This is a genomic window from Pseudomonas sp. 1L-C-7-B-C1 (genome assembly GCF_057291635.1).
Map to the genome: position 1 here is coordinate 126,237 of NZ_JBXAWH010000008.1, position 16,621 is coordinate 142,857.

Here is a 16,621-nt window from a genome sequence, read left to right on the forward strand (position 1 = left end):
CGGCGGGGGTTATACGAAGCACAGCGAAAGCGGTTCAGCCACGAACGCGGGCTTGTCCTGGCCTTCGATTTCAAGCGTTGCCGTGGCTTTGAGCAGCCATTGGCCGGGCTTCTTTTCGGTGACCTGCGCCAGCGTGACTTTTAGACGAACGCGCGAATCCACTTTTACCGGCTGAATGAATCGCACGCTGTCCAGGCCATAGTTGATCGCCATCTGCATGCCTTCGGGCACGACCATCAAGGACTCCATCAGCTTGGGGATCAGCGACAGCGACAGAAAGCCATGGGCGATGGTCGATCCGAACGGGGTTTGGGCTGCTTTGACCGGATCGACGTGGATGAATTGAAAGTCGCCGGTCGCTTCGGCAAACAGATTGATGCGCGCCTGATCGATGGTCAGCCAGTCGGAACATCCCAGGTCCTTGCCTTCATAGCTTTTGAGTGCTGCAACGGGTACGTGGGGCATGGCTACTCTCCTTGTGGGTGATTGTTTTTGCGCTGGATCTTTACGGGCAGGCCCCCTGACACAACGCGCTCGCAGGTTTGCTGCCGCTTCGCGTCAGATCGCGAGCAAGCTCACTCCTACAGTTTGAACCGCAGTCGACGAGGTGGCGTCGGCGCTGTTATTGCTTGGCATTGAAGATCAGCACGCCCCACTGCGCGGGTCAACGTGCCCTCAACTGGCGAATACCACCCCATAGGCAGCGCGGGTGGCGTGCCTATAATGTCGCCGCGAATCTGCTGGAGTTTTCTATGTTGCTAAGAGGCCTGACCTGGCTTGTGCTGTTCCAACTGATCGGAACCGCGCTCAACCACCTGTTTCTCTCGATCCTGCCCGGCCCGATCATCGGGCTGGTGCTGCTGATGATTTACCTGATGACCCGCGGTGAAGTCAGTGAACCCATCAGCCTGGCCGCCAGTAGTTTGCTGCGATACCTGCCGCTGCTGCTGGTGCCGCCCGCCGTGGGTGTGATGGTGTACGCCGACCAGATCGCCGAGGACTTCTGGGCGATCGTCGGCTCGCTAGTGATTTCCCTGATGGTCTCGCTGACCTTCGCCGGCTGGCTGATGCAGAAACTCATCGACCGTCAGGCCAGTCGCCGGGAGCCATCATGAGTCTGGACTGGCATGGCGCCTGGCTGTCAGTGATTCATCATCCCTTGTTCGGCATCGCCATTACATTGGGCGCCTATCAACTGGTGCTGGCCGGCTACGAGAAAACCCGCTGGGTGTTTTTGCAACCGGTGCTCATCTCGATGCTCGTGGTCATTGGCGTGCTGGTGGGCTGCGGGCTGTCCTACGTGGATTACCGCAAAAGCACCGAGATCCTCAGCATTCTGTTGGGTCCGGCGACGGTCGCGCTGGCCGTGCCGCTTTATCTGAATCTGCGGCGTATCCGACAGCTGTTCTGGCCGGTATTGACTACGCTGGTGGTGGGTGGCGTGCTGGCGACCGGGCTGTGCGTCGGGCTGGGTTGGGTGCTCGGCGCCGATCACATGATCCTGATGACCATGGCGCCCAAGTCCGTGACGTCGCCGATCGCCATGCTGGTGGCCGAGCAGATTGGTGGTGTGGCGGCGCTGGCCGCAGTGTTTGTGTTGATAACCGGGGTGATCGGCGGCATATTCGGCCCCGGTCTGCTGACTCTGGCGGGGGTTAATAGCCCGGAAGCCAGGGGCATGGCCCTGGGGCTGACGGCCCACGCGGTGGGTACGTCGGCGGCCCTGCAGGAAAGTGAGGAATGCGGCGCCTTCGCGGCGCTGGCGATGAGTTTGATGGGTGTCGCCACGGCCTTGTTCCTGCCGTTGGCGGTGTCTCTGGTTGCTTGAGGATGGGTTTATGTCGTTGCCGCTGTTTCCACTGAACGCCGTGCTGTTCCCGGGCTGCGTGCTTGATCTGCAGATTTTCGAGGCGCGCTACCTGGACATGATTGGCCGCTGCATGAAGCAGGGCGAAGGTTTTGGCGTGGTCTGCATCACTGAAGGCAGTGAGACGGGCGACGTGCCGGACGGTTTTTCGATGATCGGCTGCGAAGCGCGGGTCACCGATTTCCAGAAGCAGGACAACGGCCTGCTCGGCATTCGCGTGGTGGGTGCCCGACGTTTTCGGGTGAAGGACTTCAGCACCCAGCGCGATAACCTGCTGGTCGGCGATGTCGAGTGGCTCGACGATCCTCAGGAACAGCCGCTGCAGGAGGAGGACGACGACCTGGTCGCGTTACTCGCCGCGTTGGCCGAGCACCCGATGGTGGCCGCGCTGAACATGGGGCTCACCGCCAGCGGTCAGCATTCGCTGGCCAATCAACTGGCCTACCTGTTGCCTTTCACTGAGGAAGACAAGATCGAGTTGCTGGAGATCGAAGACGCTGAACAACGGCTCGACGCGATTCAGGACCTGCTCGACGAGATGCAGGGCGACATGCAGGCCTGACTGCGTTTTTGCTCGCGTTGGCGCGGCCCGGATCGTTAACCCGTCGGGTCGCGCCTAAGCTGTTTCAGTACTGATAGCGGATCAAACCGTGCGGGAACGAGTGCAGCCCGAACCCGCCGAACAGCGCCACCATCGCCGGCAGCACCAGCCACCACACCTTGATCGGCAGGGCCTCCAGCGGCTTTTTGTTCTGCACGAAAGCAAGGCTCGCCGCACAGGTGAAAAACGCCAACAGCATCCCCGCCGTGACATCCGTTGGCCAATGCACGCCCAGATAGACCCGTGACATGGCGATCGCCAGCGCCGGAATCCCGCCCAGCAGCAGCCACGTCAGCCGCAGCCGTACTGGTTGACCCCGACCCGCGAGCACCGCCAGGGTCATGAACAGCGCAAACGAGGCCGATGCGTGTCCGCTCGGCATGCTATAGGTCGCCAGCGGCTCGGCCAGCACCTCAGGCCTTGCGCGGGCGAAGGTGTATTTCATGCTCTGGTTGATCAATGCAGCGCCAAGGGCTGTCCCGACCACGAAGATCGCATGGCGCCATTGCCGCGTGGCCACCAGCAGGATGGTCAGCAGGGCGGCCGCGCAGAACTGAGTCCGAAAATCCCCCAGGCCCGTCACCATGACCACGAAGTTTTCCGCTGCAGCGCTTCGGCTGGCCTGGACCACGGTCATGATGCCCTGATCGAAATCGGCCAGATACGGCCAACCCAGAAACACACTTGCCAGCAGCACGAAGCACGTCAGGGCGATAACTTTGGTCGCGTAAGACTTTTGCCGCAGGCTGCTCTGCACGCTGATGCCCAGCAGGATCGCCAGCCCGCCGCCCACTACGGCAGCCTGGGGCCAGAAGTTTTCCGGCAGCGGCAGACGGATGGCAGCACCGGTCGCCCAACCCGGCAGAATGTAGGCCACGGACCAACCGGCGGCGGCGATCAGGCTGACGCCGGCAAAGCGCACGAACGGCATGTCGCACATCCCGGCCACCATCGGCAGCATCGGGCGCAGCGGTCCGATAAATCGGCCGACCAACAGGCTGGCGATGCCGTAGCGCTGGAAATAGGTCTCGGCGCCGCCGATCCATTCCGGGTGATTACGCAGGCCCGGCAGTTGACGAATCCTCTGATGAAACCGTCGACCCAGAAAGTACGAGACCAGGTCGCCCAGTATCCCGCCGAGGAACCCCAGCAGCAGCGCCTCACTCAGCGGGAGTATGCCGCTGCCGGCCAGGGCAGCGATCGCGAACAGCACAACGGTGCCGGGGACGACGATGCCGGCGATGGCCAGGCATTCAATGAATGCGACGATGAAGATCGCCGCACCGAGCCAGGAGGGATTGGCGCTTAGCCAAGAGGTGATGCTATCGAGCCACGCGCCCATGGGTTCAGTTTCCTTGCTCGATGAAAATATAGTCGCGTCCTTCGACTTGCCCGCGTCTGACCGGGTTCCGTGTGCAGAAACGGGCATAGGCGGCGTCAACGAACCGATACATCAGGTGCTCGTCGCGTCCGGCGGGAATGCCGAGACGCGTCGTTTGAATAATCCGCGGAGGCCGCTGACCCACGTCCTCGACAAAAAGCTGTTCTTCATCAAAACGCTTGGCATCCCACATCGGCACTTTCAGGCCCAGCGCTTTGCACAGCAACGTCTGCCCGGCGCACAGCCGCTCGGGCGTGCGCACGTTTCCGCTGGCGTCGGGATTGTTGAGCAGCATGCGTGCGAGGGCGTTCTCATCGGACACCGCATCGACCCACGGATAGGCCGATTTGATCAACACGGCGTTGCCCGGGCCCTCCGCACTGAAGTTCAGCGAATCACCGCCGCGGGCGTAATACATATAAATGTGCCCGCCTTCCAGAAACAAAGCCTTACGTTTTTCCGTATAGCCGAGGGACGAATGACTGCCCTTTTCAGCCACGTAATACGCCTCCGTCTCAATAATCCGCGCCGCCAACCACAAATCGCCGACCTTGTGACGGATCACCTTGCCGAGCAAATCCCGGGCGAGTGTTTGTGCATCGCGATTAAAAAAACTGTCCGGCAGAGCGCGTGGTGATTGGTCAGGCATAAAAAAGGCAGTCAGAGAATGGACCGCGATCATATCAACATCGGCCTTAATTGGAGCTGAATGGCTGAGGGTGGGCGCGAAGCCGGGAAGCTCTTGATCTGCCTAAACGCGCTTTTGATCTTGATCTTCGTACGCAAAATTTCCAGACGCCGCCAATCGCGACTTGGGTGCAGGCTGAACGCAGGTTTCGCGGAGTGGGCCGAGCCGCATGGATGCGGCGAGAGCGCCGTCAGGACATGGATGTCCGTTCGGCGCGGGCCCACGGAGCGAGACCGGAGTGAAGGAACCCTGACGAAGGAAGGGCCAAACCAGGAGCAAAGCGTTTTTGGTTACTTTTGGGGCGCTCTTGCCAAAAGTGACCCGCCGTAAGGGCGGAACCATAATTCGTGCCGCTGGAGATAATGGATATACCCCCCGATTGCAGTACCGCCGCTCCGCCTTGAGAACAACAAAACCTCCTTATTCCGACCATCCGCCCGTCGCCGCTGTCGTTCAGCACGGCCGACAGCTATAATCCGCCGCTTTCCCATTTGCCAAGACCCCCGAGACCATGACTGAGTCCGTTCTTGACTACATGACCCGCCTGGGTCGCGCCGCCCGCGAAGCCTCCCGCGTGATCGGCCGTGCCAGCACCGCACAGAAGAACCGCGCCCTCGCAGCCACCGCTGCCGCGCTGGACGCATCCCGTGCCGAGCTGACCGTTGCCAACGAACAAGACCTCGCTGCCGGCCGCGCCAATGGACTCGAACCCGCTTTGCTCGAACGCCTCACCCTGACCCCGGCCCGCATCGACAGCATGATCGCCGGCCTGCGACAGGTCGCCAGCCTGCCAGACCCCATCGGCACCCTGCGCGACATGAACTTCCAGCCGTCCGGCATCCAGGTCGGCAAAATGCGCGTGCCCCTCGGCGTCGTCGGCATCATCTACGAATCACGCCCCAACGTGACCATCGACGCCGCCAGCCTCTGCCTCAAATCCGGTAACGCCACCATCCTCCGTGGCGGCTCCGAAGCCATCAATTCGAACCGCGCCATCGCCGCCTGCATCCAGCGCGGCCTCGACGAAGCCGGCTTGCCTGCCGCCGTCGTACAAGTCGTCGAAACCATTGACCGCGCCGCCGTGGGTGCGCTGATCACCATGCCCGAGTACGTGGACGTCATCGTTCCCCGTGGCGGCAAAGGCCTGATCGAACGCGTCAGCCGTGACGCCAAAGTCCCGGTCATCAAACACCTGGACGGCATCTGCCACGTCTACGTCAGCGCCCACGCTGACCTGGCCGCGGCCCAACGCATCAGCTTCAACGCCAAGACCTACCGGTATGGCATCTGTGGCGCGATGGAAACCCTGCTGGTCGATCAAACCATCGCAGCAGACTTCCTGCTGCCCATGGCGGCCCAGTTTCGCGAGAAAGGCGTCGAACTGCGCGGTTGCGAGCGCACCCGCGAATTGATCGACGTCTTGCCGGCCACCGAAGAAGACTGGCACACCGAGTACCTTGCGCCGATCCTCTCGATCCGCATCGTGACCGGTCTGGATCAGGCCATCGAACACATCAATCACTACGGCTCGCATCACAGCGACGCCATCATCTCCGACTCGCAAGCCCAGACTCGCCGCTTCATGGCTGAAGTCGACTCGAGTTCGGTGATGGTCAACGCGCCCACCAGCTTTGCCGACGGTTTCGAATACGGCCTGGGTGCGGAAATCGGCATTTCCACCGACAAGATTCACGCGCGTGGTCCCGTGGGGCTTGAAGGCCTGACCTGCGAGAAATACATCGTCGTCGGCGATGGCACACAGTTACGCGGGCAGGGGCCGGTCTGACTTGGCCGACATCGGTCAGCCTTCAGGCAGCGGCGCGCAGGCAGTGGCCGATCCAGTCGCAGTTCCGTTGAGCACTGCGCGGGTGGCCAGGCGCATTGGCATACTCGGCGGCACGTTCGACCCGGTGCACATTGGCCATTTGCGTGGCGCACTGGAAGTCGCCGAGCAGCTGAAACTCGATGAGTTGCGTCTGACGCCCAGCGCCCGACCGCCTCATCGCGACACGCCGAGCGTTTCGGCGCAGGACCGTCTGGCGATGGTCCAGTGCGCGGTCGCCGGCGTGCCGCCATTGACGGTGGATGATCGCGAGCTGTTGCGCGACAAGCCGTCGTATACGATCGACACGCTGGAATCGATGCGCGCGGAACTGGCCGCCGATGACCAGCTATTTTTATTGCTGGGTTGGGACGCCTTTTGCGGGCTGCCTTCCTGGCATCGGTGGGAAGAGTTGCTGGAGCACTGCCATATCGTGGTGCTGCAACGCCCGGACGCCGACAGCGAGTCCCCGGATGCGATGCGCAATCTGCTCGCGGGACGTGCCGTCAGTGATCCGAAGGCCCTCAAAGGGCCCGGCGGAAAGATTACGTTCGTCTGGCAGACGCCGCTTTCGGTGTCTGCCACCCAGATCCGTCAACTGCTGGCCAGCGGTAAGTCGGTACGTTTTCTGGTGCCAGACGCGGTACTGGCCTATATCGATACGCACGGGCTGTACCGTGCGTCGAACTGAAGGTGTGTTGCTACGCAGCCAAGTGCGCGAAGAAACGCCCAAACATACGAGTTGAAAGAGTTTTTTATGACTGACAAACGCGCTGTAAACCCAATCATCGAAGTCATCAGGGCTGCCCTGGAAGACGTCAAAGCCCAGGATATTCAGGTGCTGGACGTTCGTGACAAACAAAGCATCACCGACTACATGGTCATCGCGACCGGTACTTCCAATCGCCAGATCAACGCGATGCTCGACAAGGTCCGCGAAGAAGTCAAAAAACAGGGCCTCAAGCCGCTGGGCGAAGAAGGCAAGGGCGACAGCGACTGGGTGCTGCTCGACCTGGACATCGCCATCGTCCACATGATGACCGCCTCCGCTCGCCAGTTTTACGACCTCGAGCGTCTGTGGGCCGGTGCCGAGCAGAGCCGTTCGGCCAGCGCTGCACACCACAGCCCGGAAAACGCTCACGAGCATTTTGACAAGCTGAACAAAGACCAGGCCTAAGGCTTCGTCGTGCGTCTGCGTCTGATCGCCGTTGGTTCCCGCATGCCCAAGTGGGTGGAAGAGGGTTGGCATGAATATGCCAAGCGTCTGCCATCCGAACTGGCGCTGGAGCTGGTGGAAATTCCGCTCAAAACCCGTGGCAAGAACGCCGACGTGGCACGCCTCATCCGTCAGGAAGGCGAGGCCATGCTGGCGAAAGTGCAGCCGGGGGAGCGGATCGTCACGCTTGAAGTGCATGGCAAGCCATGGAGCACCGAGCAACTGGCGGGCGAGCTTGATCGCTGGCGTCTGGATTCGCGCACGGTCAACCTGATGGTCGGCGGTCCGGAAGGGCTGGCGCCGGAAGTCTGTGCCCGGGCCGAGCAGCGTTGGTCGTTGTCGCCGCTGACGTTGCCGCACCCGTTGGTGCGCATCCTCATCGGTGAGCAGATTTATCGTGCCTGGACCGTGCTGTCCGGTCACCCTTATCACAAGTAGCGCCGCTGCCTTCACTGTGAACCTGCCCTAAATGTCTCAGCCGATTCGCCTGAAAGACCACGAAAAGGACGCACGCCTGGTGCGCAGCCGAGTCGTGGTCGGTGCAGTCGCGGTGGTTGTACTGATCTGCGTGCTGATCGCGCGGCTGTATTTCCTGCAGGTCATCCAGTACGAGTACCACTCGACGCTGTCCGAGAACAATCGCGTTCACGTGCAGCCGATCCCGCCGAGTCGCGGATTGATTTACGACCGCAACGGCGTGGTCATCGCTGACAACCGGCCAAGCTTCAGCCTGAGCATGACCCGCGAACGTTCCGGCGAATGGACGCAAGTGCTGGACACCATTGTCCAGGTGCTCGAGTTGACGCCTGACGACCGGATTATCTTCGAAAAGCGCATGAAGCAGGGCCGTCGGCCGTTCGAGCCGGTGCCCATCCTGTTCGAGCTGACCGAAGAGCAAATTGCCCGCATCGCCGTTAACCAGTTCCGCCTGCCGGGCGTTGAAGTGGTGGCGCAGTTGGTTCGCCACTATCCCCAGGGTGAGCACTTCGCGCACTCGGTGGGTTACATGGGCCGGATCAACGAGAAAGAGCTGAAAAGCCTCGATCCGGTGAATTACAGCGGCACCCATCACATGGGCAAAACCGGGATCGAGCGTTTCTACGAGCCCGAGCTGCACGGTCAGGTTGGTTACGAAGAAGTCGAAACCAACGCCCGCGGCCGTGTACTGCGCGTGCTCAAACGGACCGATCCGGTGCCCGGCAAGGACATCGTCCTGAGCCTCGACATCCAGCTGCAGGAAGCCGCCGAAGCCGCGCTGGCCGGGCGTCGCGGTGCGGTGGTGGCGCTGGACCCAAGCACCGGCGAGGTGCTGGCGATGGTCAGCCAGCCGAGCTTCGATCCGAACCTGTTCGTCACCGGCATCAGCTTCAAGGCCTACTCCGAGCTGCGCGATTCGGTGGACCGCCCGCTGTTCAACCGCATCCTGCGGGGCTTGTATCCACCGGGTTCGACCATCAAGCCCGCCGTGGCGATTGCCGGTCTCGACACTGGCGTGATTACGGCGAGTACTCGGGTGTTCGACCCCGGCTATTACATGCTGCCGAACTACGATCACAAGTACCGTAACTGGAACCGCACCGGCGACGGCTGGGTGGATCTGGACACCGCCATCATGCGCTCCAACGACACCTACTTTTACGATCTGGCCCACAAGGTCGGGATCGATCGGCTGTCGGCGTACTTGAACAAGTTCGGCATCGGCCAGAAGGTCTCGCTGGACATGTTCGAAGAATCCCCCGGTCTGATGCCGTCCCGTGACTGGAAGCGCGTCACCCGGCGGCAGGCGTGGTTCCCGGGCGAAACACTGATTCTGGGGATCGGTCAGGGCTACATGCAGGCCACCCCGCTGCAGTTGGCCCAGGCCACCGCCCTGGTGGCGAACAAAGGCAAATGGAACCGTCCGCACCTGGCCAAGACCGTCGAAGGCCAGAAGCCGGTGGATGAAAACCCGATGCCGGACATTGTCCTGCGCGACCCCTCTGACTGGGCCAAGGTCAACCACGGCATGCAGCAAGTCATGCACGGCGCCCGCGGCACCGCGCGCAAGGCCGCAATTGGTGCGCAGTACCGCATCGCCGGCAAGAGCGGTACAGCCCAGGTGGTCGCCATTCGGCAGGGCGAGAAATACGACCGCTCGAAAGTCCAGGAGCGCCACCGCGACCACGCCTTGTTCGTCGGCTTCGCGCCGGCCGACAGCCCGAAGATCGTCGTCGCGGTGATGATCGAAAACGGCGAGTCCGGGTCGGGTGTTGCCGCGCCGGTGGTGCGGCAGGTCATGGACGCCTGGCTGCTCGATCCCCAGGGCCATCTGAAACCCGAATACGCCAGCAATGCACAGCCTCCGGAGACCGCGGCCCGTGAAGAGTAATTTCGACCGCATCCTGTCCAGCGAAGATGTGATGCGCCGTCGCGCCACGTTCCTGCAGAAAATTCACGTCGACGGCCCACTGCTGATCCTGCTGCTGACGCTGGCAGCGGGCAGTCTGTTCGTGCTGTATTCAGCCAGCGGCAAGAGCTGGGACCTGCTGATCAAACAAGCCACCTCCTTCGGCATCGGCCTGGTGTCGATGTTCGTCATCGCCCAGCTTGAACCCCGATTCATGGCCCGCTGGGTGCCCGCCGCCTACGTGATCGGCGTTTTGCTGCTGGTGGCGGTGGACGTCATGGGCCACAACGCCATGGGCGCCACGCGCTGGATCAACATTCCCGGGGTCATCCGCTTTCAGCCCTCGGAATTCATGAAGATCATCATGCCGGCGACCATCGCCTGGTACCTGTCCAAGCGCACGCTGCCGCCGCACCTCAAGCATGTGGCGGTGAGCCTCGGGCTGATTGGTCTGCCGTTCATTCTGATCGTGCGTCAGCCGGACCTCGGCACCTCGCTGCTGATTCTGGCGTCCGGCACCTTCGTACTGTTCATGGCCGGCCTGCGCTGGCGCTGGATCATCAGCGTGGTGGCGGCAGCGGTCCCGGTGGCGGTCGGCATGTGGTTCTTCTTCATGCACGACTACCAGAAGCAGCGAATCCTGACCTTCCTCGACCCGGAGAGCGATCCGCTTGGCACCGGCTGGAACATCATTCAGTCCAAGGCGGCGATCGGTTCGGGCGGCGTGTTCGGCAAAGGCTGGCTGATGGGCACGCAGTCGCACCTGGACTTCCTGCCTGAAAGCCACACCGACTTCATCATTGCGGTGCTCGGCGAAGAATTCGGGCTGGTGGGGATTTGCGCGCTGCTGCTGATCTACCTGTTGCTGATCGGCCGCGGGCTGGTGATCACCGCCCAGGCGCAGACGCTCTACGGCAAGCTGCTCGCGGGCAGCCTGACCATGACCTTTTTTGTTTACGTTTTCGTCAATATCGGTATGGTCAGCGGTCTGCTGCCGGTCGTAGGCGTGCCGTTGCCCTTCATTAGCTACGGCGGAACTTCGCTGGTGACGCTGCTGTCAGCGTTTGGTGTTTTGATGTCGATCCACACGCATCGCAAATGGATCGCTCAGGTTTGATTAAGGTGAAGAACTCAATGCAAGTAGTGCGTGGCTGGGCTGCTCGATATGCGCCGCTGGTCGGTCTGATGGGCATCTTCGGCTCAGTGCAGGAATCACTTGCCGGTGACTATGACGGCTCTCCTCAAGTCGCCCAGTTCGTCAGCGAAATGACCCGCGATTATGGTTTTGCGGGCGAGCAACTGATCGATGTGTTCCGCGATGTGCAGCGCAAGCAGGCGATTCTTGATGCCATTTCAAGGCCCGCCGAGCGCGTCAAACCGTGGAAGGATTATCGACCGATGTTCCTCACCGACGCGCGCGTTGCCCGGGGCGTCGACTTCTGGCGTCAGCACGAGGCCGCCCTGGCGCGCGCCGAGCAAGAGTACGGTGTGCCGGCCCAGGTGATCGTTTCGATTATCGGGGTAGAGACGTTTTTCGGCCGCAATACCGGTAATTACCGGGTGATGGACGCGTTATCGACGCTGGCGTTCGACTATCCTCCGCGGGCTGATTTCTTCCGCAAGGAGCTGCGTGAGTTCTTGCTGCTGTCCCGCGATCAGCAGGTCGACCCGCTGACGCTCAAAGGCTCATACGCCGGGGCCATGGGGCTGCCCCAGTTCATGCCGAGCAGCTTTCGCGCCTACGCCGTGGATTTCGATGGCGACGGCCACATCAACATCTGGAACGACCCGGATGATGCGATCGGCAGCGTGGCCAGCTATTTCCAGCGTCACGGCTGGGTGGCCGGCCAGCCGGTTGTGAGCCGCGCGGACGTGCGTGGTGACCGTGTTGACGAGGGCTTGAGCCCTGGCATTGATCCGGTGAAAAACGTTGGGGAGTTGCGAGCGCTGGGCTGGGCGAGTCATGATGCGCTGCGCGACGACATGCCGGTCACGGCGTTTCGCCTCGATGGGGACAAAGGCCCTGAATACTGGATGGGTTTGAAGAATTTTTACGCAATCACGCGATACAACCGCAGCGTGATGTACGCCATGGCCGTGCATCAGCTGTCTGAAATGCTTGTTCAAGCCCGGGACGTCAAGTAATGCGGTCACTGCCGATGCAACAACCATTGAAACTGATGGCCTTCACGGCGCTGACTTTGCTGATCGTCAGTTGCTCCACCAGCCGCCCGACGACCTCGACGCAGCGGCAGCAGGGCAACGTGATCCGCGCGCAGCCGGGGCTGGACATCAATAGGGCGCATAAAGACGGCGCGCCCTGGTGGGACGTTGACGTTTCGCGTATCCCCGACGCCATTCCGACCCTGCACACCGGCCCGTACAAAGCCAACCCGTACACCGTGCTGGGCAAGACCTATTTCCCGCTCAGCGATTCCAAGACCTATTCCCAGACGGGAACGGCGTCCTGGTATGGCACCAAATTCCACGGCCAGAACACCGCCAACGGCGAGGTCTATGACCTGTACGGCATGAGCGCTGCGCACAAGACGCTGCCGCTGCCCAGCTACGTTCGCGTGACCAATCTGGACAACAACCGCACGGTGATCCTGCGGGTCAACGATCGCGGCCCGTTCTATTCCGACCGCATCATCGACTTGTCCTACGCGGCGGCGAAGAAACTCGGTTATGCCGAAACCGGCACGGCGCGTGTAAAAGTCGAGGGTATCGATCCTTCTCAATACTGGGCTCAGCGCGGCAAACCGGCGCCGCTGATGCTGGATCAGCCGCAAGTGGCGAGCAGCAATCCACCGCCTCGGCAGCCAGCGGCGCCGGTGATTACCGCGTCAGCGGGTACGATCGAACAATGGACACCGCCCCCGCAGCAGCACGCCGCTCCGGTCACGCCCGTACCGATCGACGCAAAAAAAAACGCTTCAGGACAAGCATCTGGGCTGTTTCTCCAAGTGGGAGCCTTCGCCAACCCGGACGCTGCGGAACTCCTGAGATCGAAATTGAGCGGGATGGTCCGAGCGCCGGTGTTCGTGAGTTCGATCGCACGCAATCAACAGACGCTTTATCGCGTGCGGATGGGACCGGTCGACACGCCGGGTGAAGCCCAGCAACTGCAAAACAGCGTAAGGTCGGCCAATCTCGGCTCGCCAAGCGTCGTGACGTCGGACCAGTAGTGCCTTTATCAGCGATGCCCGCCCCGGCAACGGAGGCGAGTTTCGCCGCCTGACCGACGACGTGCCGACCGGGTTTGTCGTTGTCAGCAGCTTTTCACGGCATGTTCTGTAGAATGTGAGCCCGTTTGCCGGGGTAGCCCGGCACCCGCTTTGCCCGCAAGGGCATGTTTGCCCATTAGCATTTTCGAGAGACGGATGAACATCACCAGCTTTGCAAAACGCCTTTGCCTGCTTATCCCGCTATTCACCGCGCCTGCCGTGTTTGCGGCAGAACAGATGACGCCATCGCCACCGCAACTGGCTGCCAAGGCTTATGTGCTGATGGACGCCAATAGCGGCAACGTTCTGGTCGAAAACAATGGCGACCAGCGCCTGCCACCGGCCAGTCTGACCAAGCTGATGACCGCCTACATCGCCACGCTGGAAATCCGTCGCGGCCAGATCGGCGAAAACGACCCTGTGACCGTCAGCGAAAACGCCTGGCGCACCGGCGGCTCGCGGATGTTCATCAAGGTGGGCAGCCAGGTCACCGTCAGCGACCTGCTGCACGGCATCATCATTCAGTCGGGTAACGACGCCAGCGTTGCGCTTTCCGAGCACATCGCCGGCAGCGAAGACGCCTTCGCCGACCTGATGAACAAGACCGCTGCCGACCTGGGCATGGTCAACAGCCACTTCATGAACCCGACCGGCCTGCCGAATCCTGATCACTACGCCACCGCCCATGACATGGCCCTGCTGGCCCGTGCGATCATTCACGAAGACCCGGCTCACTACGCGATCTACTCGCAGAAAGAGTTCTTCTGGAACGGCATCAAGCAGCCAAACCGCAACCTGCTGCTGTGGCGTGACAAGACCGTCGATGGTCTGAAAACCGGTCACACTGAAGAAGCCGGCTACTGCATGGTGTCCTCGGCCGTTCGTGATGGCATGCGTCTGATTGCTGTGGTGTTCGGCACCAACAGCGAGCAAGCACGTGCTGCCGAGACCCAGAAGCTGCTGACCTACGGTTTCCGCTTCTTCGAAACCCAGACCTTCTATCAGAAAGGCACCGAGCTGGCTCAAGCGCCGGTCTGGAAAGGCACCGAGCGTCAAGTCAAAGCCGGTCTGGCAGAAGACCTGACCATGACCATGCCAAAAGGCGAGCTGAAGAAGCTGGCCGCCAGCATGACCATGAATCCACAGCTGGTTGCTCCGATCGCTAAAGGCGACGTTATCGGCAAGGTTGAGGTCAAGCTGGACGACAAGGTCGTGCACAGCGCCAACCTGATCGCCCTCGACGCCGTCGAGGAGGGTGGCATCTTCCGCCGCCTGTGGGATAGCATCCGCTTGTTCTTCTACGGTCTGTTCAACTGATCAACGATTGATCAAAAGCTGACCGTTGCTCCGTACGCCCCCGTCGCTGACCGCGCCGGGGGCCTGTCCGTTTTCCGGCTTACGAGGCCGTTACTGCCATGACAGATTCCGAAGTAAAAGCGCCAAAAATCGAATTTCCCTGCGCCGACTATCCGATCAAGATCATCGGCGACACGGGCGTGGGCTTCAAAGACAGAGTCATTGAGATTCTTGAGAAACACGCGACCGTTGACATGAAAACCCTGGCCGAGCGCCAGAGCAGCAACGGCAAGTACACCACCGTTCAGCTGCATATCATTGCCACCGGGCAAGACCAGCTTTACGACATCAACAGCGAATTGCGGGCCACCGGCTTCGTGCACATGGTGCTGTGATGGGCGCGGTTCTGGGCTTTCGTGAACTCGGGCTGACCGACTACGAGCCCACCTGGCGGGCCATGAAACGCTTTACCGATGGTCGCGACCGCGAAACCGCCGATGAGGTCTGGCTCGTGCAGCATCCGCCAGTGTTCACCCAGGGCCAGTCCGGCAAGCCCGAGCATTTGTTGCTGCCGGGGGATATCCCGGTGGTGCAGGTCGATCGCGGCGGCCAAGTGACTTATCATGGCCCCGGCCAACTGGTTGCTTACTTGCTGCTGGACGTGCGACGTCTGGGCTTTGGCGTTCGCGAGCTGGTCACGCGGATTGAGCGTAGCTTGATCGACCTGCTGGCCAGTTACGGCGTAGACGCAGCTGCCAAGGCTGACGCGCCGGGTGTGTACGTCGATGGCGCCAAGATCGCCTCACTGGGGCTGCGCATCCGCAATGGCTGTTCGTTTCACGGCCTTGCGTTGAACGTCGATATGGATCTGGACCCTTTTAAACGGATTAATCCCTGCGGGTATGCGGGGCTGGCGATGACCCAGCTGCGCGAACAGGCAGGTCCGATTGAATTTGCCGAGGTTAGTGCCCGGCTGCGTGCGCAGCTCGTCAACCACCTCGACTACGCTGAGCAGACGACCCTAACGGGCGGAATGGATTGATATGACTACCGCGTATGAGGCAGCTGACACTGTCGTGAATACAGAGAATGCCGTACAGACCCTGATCCCGACAGTGAGCGTGGCCACGCCTGAGCGTGTGGCCCGTCAGAAAGTGGAGGCGGGCGTGAAGCTGCGCGGCGCGGAAAAAGTCGCGCGCATCCCGGTGAAGATCATCCCGACGGTCGATCTGCCGAAGAAGCCTGACTGGATTCGCGTGCGCATCCCGGTCTCGCCGGAAGTCGACCGTATCAAAGCGCTGCTGCGCAAGCACAAGCTGCACAGCGTGTGCGAAGAGGCATCTTGCCCGAACCTGGGCGAGTGCTTCTCTGGCGGCACCGCGACCTTCATGATCATGGGTGACATCTGCACCCGTCGCTGCCCATTCTGCGACGTCGGCCATGGACGTCCGAAAGCGCTGGACACCGATGAGCCGACGAACCTGGCCGTCGCCATCGCTGACCTGAAACTCAAATACGTCGTGATCACCTCCGTTGACCGTGACGACCTGCGCGACGGCGGTGCTCAGCACTTCGCCGACTGCATCCGTGAGATCCGCCTGCTGTCGCCGAACGTGCAGCTGGAGACCCTGGTCCCGGATTACCGTGGCCGCATGGACATCGCGCTGGAAATCACCGCCGCGACGCCGCCAGACGTCTTCAACCACAACCTGGAAACCGTGCCGCGCCTGTACAAGGCTGCGCGCCCGGGTTCGGATTACCAGTGGTCGCTGACCTTGCTCAAGCGCTTCAAGGAAATGGTCCCCCACGTGCCGACCAAATCCGGGCTGATGCTGGGGCTGGGCGAGACTGACGAAGAAGTCATCGAAGTCATGCAGCGCATGCGCGAGCACAACATCGACATGCTGACCCTGGGCCAGTACCTGCAACCGTCGCGCAACCATTTGCCGGTGCAGCGCTTCGTGCACCCGGACGTCTTCGACTGGTTCGCCGAAGAAGGCTACAAAATGGGCTTCAAGAACGTCGCCTCCGGCCCGCTGGTCCGCTCCTCGTACCACGCGGACGAACAAGCCAAGCTGGTCAAGTCGCTGCTCACAGCAGGCTGATCACAGCGTCGTAAATGCAAAAAAAACGGGCC

Annotated in this window: 18 protein-coding genes; 15 read left to right on the forward strand and 3 right to left on the reverse strand. The window is 61.4% G+C overall.

All coding sequences use genetic code 11. The features are described from left to right. Window positions 1-9: 9 nt before the first annotated feature. On the reverse strand, window positions 10-465 hold the full coding sequence (locus AC0Z8Z_RS14205) for a MaoC family dehydratase (RefSeq protein ID WP_122536879.1): 456 nt from the start codon (window positions 463-465) through the stop codon (window positions 10-12). A 287-nt stretch (window positions 466-752) separates the two neighbouring features. Here AC0Z8Z_RS14205 and AC0Z8Z_RS14210 point away from each other — a divergent pair, with 287 nt between their 5' ends. Genes AC0Z8Z_RS14210 through AC0Z8Z_RS14220 form a run of 3 tightly spaced genes read left to right on the forward strand, consistent with a single transcriptional unit; the run spans window position 753 to window position 2,429 of the window. Beyond that, entirely contained in the window at window positions 753-1,115 is a 363-nt protein-coding gene (locus tag AC0Z8Z_RS14210) for a CidA/LrgA family protein (protein WP_108121576.1), read from the forward strand. A 2-nt stretch (window positions 1,116-1,117) separates the two neighbouring features. Then, a complete protein-coding gene (locus AC0Z8Z_RS14215) occupies window positions 1,118-1,828 on the forward strand; it encodes an LrgB family protein (RefSeq protein ID WP_485619605.1) in 711 nt (236 codons plus the stop codon). A gap of 10 nt (window positions 1,829-1,838) precedes the next feature. Continuing rightward, window positions 1,839-2,429: an LON peptidase substrate-binding domain-containing protein gene (locus AC0Z8Z_RS14220; RefSeq protein ID WP_122536881.1), complete on the forward strand. Its 591-nt coding sequence runs from the start codon at window positions 1,839-1,841 to the stop codon at window positions 2,427-2,429. Window positions 2,430-2,493: 64 nt separating this feature from the next. Here the strand turns inward: AC0Z8Z_RS14220 and AC0Z8Z_RS14225 are convergent, their stop codons facing one another. Together AC0Z8Z_RS14225 and AC0Z8Z_RS14230 are read right to left on the reverse strand one after the other, a co-directional pair. Then, window positions 2,494-3,810: a bifunctional DedA family/phosphatase PAP2 family protein gene (locus AC0Z8Z_RS14225; protein ID WP_485619518.1), complete on the reverse strand. Its 1,317-nt coding sequence runs from the start codon at window positions 3,808-3,810 to the stop codon at window positions 2,494-2,496. Window positions 3,811-3,814: 4 nt separating this feature from the next. Then, complete coding sequence (locus tag AC0Z8Z_RS14230) at window positions 3,815-4,498, reverse strand: DNA-3-methyladenine glycosylase (RefSeq protein ID WP_485619607.1); 684 nt, start codon at window positions 4,496-4,498, stop codon at window positions 3,815-3,817. Window positions 4,499-5,048: 550 nt separating this feature from the next. Between AC0Z8Z_RS14230 and AC0Z8Z_RS14235 the strand changes: the two genes are divergently transcribed. From AC0Z8Z_RS14235 to lipA, 12 genes are all read left to right on the forward strand, one after another. Next, on the forward strand, window positions 5,049-6,323 hold the full coding sequence (locus tag AC0Z8Z_RS14235; protein WP_485619519.1) for a glutamate-5-semialdehyde dehydrogenase: 1,275 nt from the start codon (window positions 5,049-5,051) through the stop codon (window positions 6,321-6,323). 82 nt (window positions 6,324-6,405) lie between these two features. Then, window positions 6,406-7,050: a nicotinate-nucleotide adenylyltransferase gene (nadD, locus tag AC0Z8Z_RS14240; RefSeq protein ID WP_172612982.1), complete on the forward strand. Its 645-nt coding sequence runs from the start codon at window positions 6,406-6,408 to the stop codon at window positions 7,048-7,050. 66 nt (window positions 7,051-7,116) lie between these two features. Next, the gene (gene rsfS / locus AC0Z8Z_RS14245; RefSeq protein ID WP_065988378.1) at window positions 7,117-7,536 is read left to right on the forward strand and encodes a ribosome silencing factor; all 420 of its coding nucleotides are present in this window, start codon (window positions 7,117-7,119) and stop codon (window positions 7,534-7,536) included. 9 nt (window positions 7,537-7,545) lie between these two features. Next, window positions 7,546-8,013: a 23S rRNA (pseudouridine(1915)-N(3))-methyltransferase RlmH gene (gene rlmH / locus AC0Z8Z_RS14250; protein ID WP_485619520.1), complete on the forward strand. Its 468-nt coding sequence runs from the start codon at window positions 7,546-7,548 to the stop codon at window positions 8,011-8,013. Window positions 8,014-8,044: 31 nt separating this feature from the next. Further along, on the forward strand, window positions 8,045-9,943 hold the full coding sequence (gene mrdA, locus AC0Z8Z_RS14255) for a penicillin-binding protein 2 (RefSeq protein ID WP_485619521.1): 1,899 nt from the start codon (window positions 8,045-8,047) through the stop codon (window positions 9,941-9,943). A 31-nt stretch (window positions 9,944-9,974) separates the two neighbouring features. After that, window positions 9,975-11,078, forward strand: a complete 1,104-nt coding sequence (gene rodA / locus AC0Z8Z_RS14260; protein WP_163022102.1) for a rod shape-determining protein RodA — start codon at window positions 9,975-9,977, stop codon at window positions 11,076-11,078. Window positions 11,079-11,095: 17 nt separating this feature from the next. Then, window positions 11,096-12,106: a lytic murein transglycosylase B gene (mltB, locus tag AC0Z8Z_RS14265; RefSeq protein ID WP_122536887.1), complete on the forward strand. Its 1,011-nt coding sequence runs from the start codon at window positions 11,096-11,098 to the stop codon at window positions 12,104-12,106. After that, window positions 12,106-13,149 carry a septal ring lytic transglycosylase RlpA family protein gene (locus AC0Z8Z_RS14270; protein ID WP_172609821.1) on the forward strand — a complete coding sequence of 348 codons (1,044 nt, stop codon included), beginning with the start codon at window positions 12,106-12,108 and terminating at the stop codon, window positions 13,147-13,149. Before mltB ends, AC0Z8Z_RS14270 begins: the two co-directional genes overlap by 1 nt. 195 nt (window positions 13,150-13,344) lie before the next feature. Then, window positions 13,345-14,505 carry a D-alanyl-D-alanine carboxypeptidase family protein gene (locus AC0Z8Z_RS14275; protein WP_122536889.1) on the forward strand — a complete coding sequence of 387 codons (1,161 nt, stop codon included), beginning with the start codon at window positions 13,345-13,347 and terminating at the stop codon, window positions 14,503-14,505. A gap of 98 nt (window positions 14,506-14,603) precedes the next feature. Further along, window positions 14,604-14,879: a DUF493 domain-containing protein gene (locus AC0Z8Z_RS14280; RefSeq protein WP_122536890.1), complete on the forward strand. Its 276-nt coding sequence runs from the start codon at window positions 14,604-14,606 to the stop codon at window positions 14,877-14,879. After that, the gene (lipB, locus tag AC0Z8Z_RS14285; RefSeq protein WP_485619522.1) at window positions 14,879-15,526 is read left to right on the forward strand and encodes a lipoyl(octanoyl) transferase LipB; all 648 of its coding nucleotides are present in this window, start codon (window positions 14,879-14,881) and stop codon (window positions 15,524-15,526) included. The genes AC0Z8Z_RS14280 and lipB overlap by 1 nt, the downstream gene beginning before the upstream one ends. A 1-nt stretch (window position 15,527) precedes the next feature. Next, window positions 15,528-16,589: a lipoyl synthase gene (gene lipA, locus AC0Z8Z_RS14290; RefSeq protein WP_485619523.1), complete on the forward strand. Its 1,062-nt coding sequence runs from the start codon at window positions 15,528-15,530 to the stop codon at window positions 16,587-16,589. Window positions 16,590-16,621: the final 32 nt, after the last annotated feature.